This is a genomic window from uncultured Gimesia sp. (genome assembly GCF_937919775.1).
Classification (GTDB): domain Bacteria; phylum Planctomycetota; class Planctomycetia; order Planctomycetales; family Planctomycetaceae; genus Gimesia.
Window position 1 is genome coordinate 1 of the sequence record NZ_CALFPF010000552.1, and the last position, 4,645, is coordinate 4,645.

Below are 4,645 nucleotides of genomic sequence, written 5' to 3' on the forward strand. Positions count from 1 at the left end.
TTTGATCCCAAACCCATGCTCCAGAAATACGATGGCAAGAAGTTTCCGGGAGACATCAAGTACGACAACGCCGCCCAGGCCAGTTCTAAAGTGCTGGGCAGTCCCTGGAAATTCAGTAAGCATGGAGAATGCGGCACCGAACTGTCGGAGTTGCTGCCCGGTCTGGGTGAAGTCGTGGATGACATCGTGCTGATGCGGTCCATGCATACGAGCGTGAATAATCATGGCCAGTCGATTTACGCCATGCACAGCGGGCGCATTCTTCCCGGACGTCCGACTCTGGGAAGCTGGTTGACTTACGGATTAGGTTCCGAATCGGAAAATCTTCCCGCTTATATCGCGATGGTTGATCCCGGCGGAGCACCAGTGCTGGGCGTTGATAACTGGACTAATGGCTGGCTGCCTTCGCTCTATCAGGGAACCGTGATTCGTCCCAAAGAACCACGAATTCTCAATCTGAACTCGCCTCCTCATCTGAGTGGGAAAGCCCAGGAAAAATACCTCGACTTTTTAGGAACGCTGAATCAGAGACATCTCAATCAGCACCCCGGCGAAGATGATCTTTCTGCCCGCATTGCCAGCTACGAGTTGGCTGCCAAAATGCAGACCGCGGCCACCGAGGCACTCGACTTGAGCAAGGAAACCAAAGCCACTCAGGCCATGTATGGAATTGACGATCCCGCATCGGCCGAGTTTGGAAAGCGTTGTCTGATTTCCCGTCGTCTGATTGAACGCGGCGTGCGATTCGTGCAAATCATGACCGGAAACCAGCATTGGGACCATCATACCAGCATGCGGACTTCCCTCCCCAGTACCTGCAAACGGGTCGATGTTCCTTCTGCGGGCCTGGTGAAAGACCTCAAGCAACGCGGTCTGCTGGATGAGACGCTCGTGCATTGGGGCGGTGAAATGGGACGACTGCCCGTGATCCAGAATGACGCCGGTATGGCGAAACAGGGACGGGACCATAACACCTACGGCTTCAGCATGTGGCTGGCCGGCGGTGGTTTGAAGGGAGGCATGACCTACGGCGAGACCGATGAATTCGGACATCATGCTGTCGTAGACAAAGTCAGCCCCAGTGATTATCACGCAACATTGATGCATCTGTTTGGAATAGATGCAGAACGGCTGACGTTCACACGCAATGGTGCAGAGCAATCACTGATTGACAAACAAGTGAACCGTGTCGTGCATGAGATCATTGCCTGAGCGAGAACCGCATAAAACCAGCCATCAAAAAAACGCCCTGTTGAACCAGGGCGTTTTTTGTTTTTCTGCCGCGAGTCAACTCGAAATTATTTCGCTGGCACCGCAATCATATCGATCACCAGAATGCGATTCGGAACACCTACGCTTTTGACCGTGGCCTTAGAGGCAGCCGGCGGGCGCTGGCGATCGTAATATTCCTGGCGAATCTTGCCGAAATCGCCGCTGATGGCATCGTCGGAAACATAATAGGTGGCTTTGACAAGGTGTTGCATGTCACTGCCCGCTTCCCCGACAATCGCTTTCAACTGATCGAACACGCTGCGAATGCGTGTGCTGTTATCGCCAGGTTCTTTGGCAGTAATTCCCGAGACATAAATCCGGTCGCTGACTTCTGCAATCGCCACGCGGCTGAAAACCGGCGAGGCTTTCATGCCGGTAGGCGTTTGGTAAGTGACGGTCTCTGCAGGTCGCGTCGTGGATGCTTCGCCCGGCAGAGCGACGATCATCTCGATTTCAATCGGCAGGGAAGAATACCATTCGACCAGTGTAACGGGATGCTTCGTATCATACGGGAAACAACCATCGATGACCTGACTGGCTACCGCAGCCTCCGACATCGGAGTCAGAAAGGCTTTGATCTGGATGATATTTTCCGGTGAACCACCCAGGTACTTGATCGTTTGGAATAATTCTTCCATCGTTTTTTTGGTGGACTCGGCCAGCGTACCTGCTTTCACCGCCTGACCTGAGATGTAGGCGGTGCGCCCCGCCGGCAGTAACGCGGCTCGGAAGCCGGAAACGTCGTCATTGAAAATCTGTACCTGTGACAGCTTCTTGTTTGAACCTGATACGGCGACGGCATCCATAGCGACCAATGCTTTAGGATCAGCCAGCTTTGTCACGACAAAAGTGCACGCAGGCTGAGCTGGTAATTTTAGTTCTTTGATCAGCCCTTGCATCTCCTGGATCAGGTCTTCATGGGTGACATAGATATTCAATTTCACCAGTTGGTTCAGGCTGCTGTCAACTTTTTCCAGTAGGTAATTCAAATTCTTGAGCACGAGCACGCATTGATCGCGGGCATTTTCTGAAGTAATTCTACCCCCCTTGATATTTAAAGGCAGGATTTGCGATGTGTGCGCCAATACATTGTCTTTGACAATCACACAGAGAGAAGCCCCGGTTTTTGACGAGGGTTTATAATAGGAGACCTCGGCAACGGCCAGGCTGGTGATCGTCAGAAACAAAGCGGCGATGAGTGAATTAGTCAGAGTTTTCATGGAGGAACTCATCATTCTAAGAGGATTGATTTTCAGTTCATTCCGAAGTGGCGCCCTTCGAAATCGGATTACATTATTTGACACGCCAGAATTCGTCAAAGAAATTGGCATCGACGACTTTGCCCGGATACTGGCTGCCGGCCGGCGTACGCAAGTCGATAATCGCCCAGTCGGGCAGCATCGGCACCTGCCGGGCATTGTTCAGATACGCATACTCGCGATAGGTAAACCCGCTGTTGAGAGCCACGTATTTTTCGGGATTCAACGGATTAGGGAAAATCAAAATCGGGGCATGATGATCGGCAGGATACTGCTTCTCACCAACGACAATGGTTTCCTGATTCCATTGAATCGGCAGTTTGTCGACAATCTTTTTGATGAGCTGGTTACTCTGAGGATCGCCCCACAAAATCAGATTGCTGGAGGCAATTTCTTTGTCAGTAATTTTTGAATCCTGCATGACGCGGGCATCGCCGCGGAACTGCTGTCGCCAGTGCACGATCGCGTGTTTCATTTCTGACTGCACCCACTTGTCGACAGTTGGCGAAGCACAGGTTCCGGAAGGGGAGACAAAGATGAACGAATCCATAAAGGCGTCGTCAATCGGTCCTTGCAGATTATGTTTTTTGACCAGTTGTCCCGGTTCATAAACGACGGGACCGACATGCCATGCATCGCCGGTTTTGTGAAAAGAGACCTGCCACGAACGGTCTGACATGGGGCGGGGGGCTTCGAGTTTCACACCATCCACTTGAACCATGACCGGATGGGTCATGTCCAGCGGCGACTCTCCCGCATCCATTTTCAGCGAAAACGCGGTCACATTATCTGTTTTGACTTCGACACGATTCTGGGAATGCAGCCGGGCATTGATGTGTGCCTGAGTCCATTCTTCGCCCATCGCGTCCAGCGTCACCCAGTTCATCCGGTTGTACTTTAAGGTATACGCGACCAGATGCACGGTGCTGGGAATTCTCTGACGGCCCACTCTTGCCAGCGAGTCCATTTTGTCTTCAATGATGATTTTAGAATCGGGGTGCAGCTTGTGCGCGGTGTCTGGCCCGATAATGTGCACCAGATCAATGCCCACATTTTTCAAAGCGAGTTCCATCACATCGGCCGCCTGTTTTTGACTGTCGATTTCCCCACTGTAGGCGACGGTCGGGCACTGAAACAGATTGAGCGCGTAACCGGGGCAGTCATACATCTGCCACAATTTTTTCTCATACCAGGTCGGATTCAGAGTTTCCTTCTGGAAGACATCCAGGAACAGAGGCGTTTCGGAAAAGCCGGCTCCCGGATTCGCGGCAAACCAGCGGTCGGCGTAATGCACGGCGAACTGCCAGCAGGCGGCGCCCCCCATCGAAAAGCCGCGGACCGAAATGCGATCTTCGTCGATGCGATAGTGTTGTTTGGTCGATTCTAATCCTTCCAGCACATCGACTTCGCCCGCGAACTTGAAGGCGTTGGAATAACGACCGTAGGGATGCAGCACGATGGTGTCGGCGGGGGTGTACTGCCCGCGGGATCGTTGTTGCTGATCAATGAAGTTAAGTTCACTCAGGCGTTCTCCTCTGCCGTGAAACCAGAGGTCACAACGATACTGGCTTTTACCCGAAAAGGTATAGCTGTCCGGAATCACCAGGCCGTAGGGCTGCACGGTCTGATCGATCTTCGAAATATATCCGCGAACGACCAGTCCTGTCTGACGCGTCCAGGGGGCTTCGCCTTTCAACAACTGGTCTGCCCGTTCCTGGCCCTGCTGTAATAACTTGAGCCCGTTGCCGATTTCGCGTTCGTGGAAGAATTCCTGATACTCGAGCGCACACCGCACGGCCCGATGATAGATTTCCACATCCGGAATCAAAGACTGAATCCGTGTGTCCTTACTCTTCTTTAACTGATCCAGCGATGTCTGAAGTTTCGCGAGTCCTGCCTGGAGCTGCTGTTTCTGTTCGGCGGGAACTTCCACGCCGAGGGCCGGAATCCGGCGGACCTGATCGGCGATATTGTCAGCCGGTCCATCGGCGGGTAACAGGGCAGGGGAAAGTGTCGCACACAGCGCAAACACGATTGTAGTTTTGACAATCAATTTTCGTAGAAAAATCATAGGTGGGTTCTCGCAGGAAATCTGATGATCAGGAATATTGTAA

The 4,645-nt window shown here is 52.5% G+C and carries 3 protein-coding genes; 1 reads left to right on the top strand and 2 read right to left on the bottom strand.

What is annotated here, in order from left to right; all coding sequences use genetic code 11:
- Window positions 1-1,212: DUF1501 domain-containing protein (locus Q0294_RS15910; RefSeq protein ID WP_299467418.1), on the top strand; the 1,212-nt coding region annotated here is incomplete at its 5' end.
- An 86-nt stretch (window positions 1,213-1,298) separates the two neighbouring features.
- On the opposite strand, the gene Q0294_RS15915 is transcribed toward Q0294_RS15910, so the two are convergent.
- On the bottom strand, window positions 1,299-2,492 hold the full coding sequence (locus Q0294_RS15915) for a RidA family protein (protein WP_299467420.1): 1,194 nt from the start codon (window positions 2,490-2,492) through the stop codon (window positions 1,299-1,301).
- Between the two features lie 73 nt (window positions 2,493-2,565).
- Complete coding sequence (locus Q0294_RS15920; RefSeq protein ID WP_299467422.1) at window positions 2,566-4,602, bottom strand: prolyl oligopeptidase family serine peptidase; 2,037 nt, start codon at window positions 4,600-4,602, stop codon at window positions 2,566-2,568.
- Window positions 4,603-4,645 lie beyond the last annotated feature (43 nt).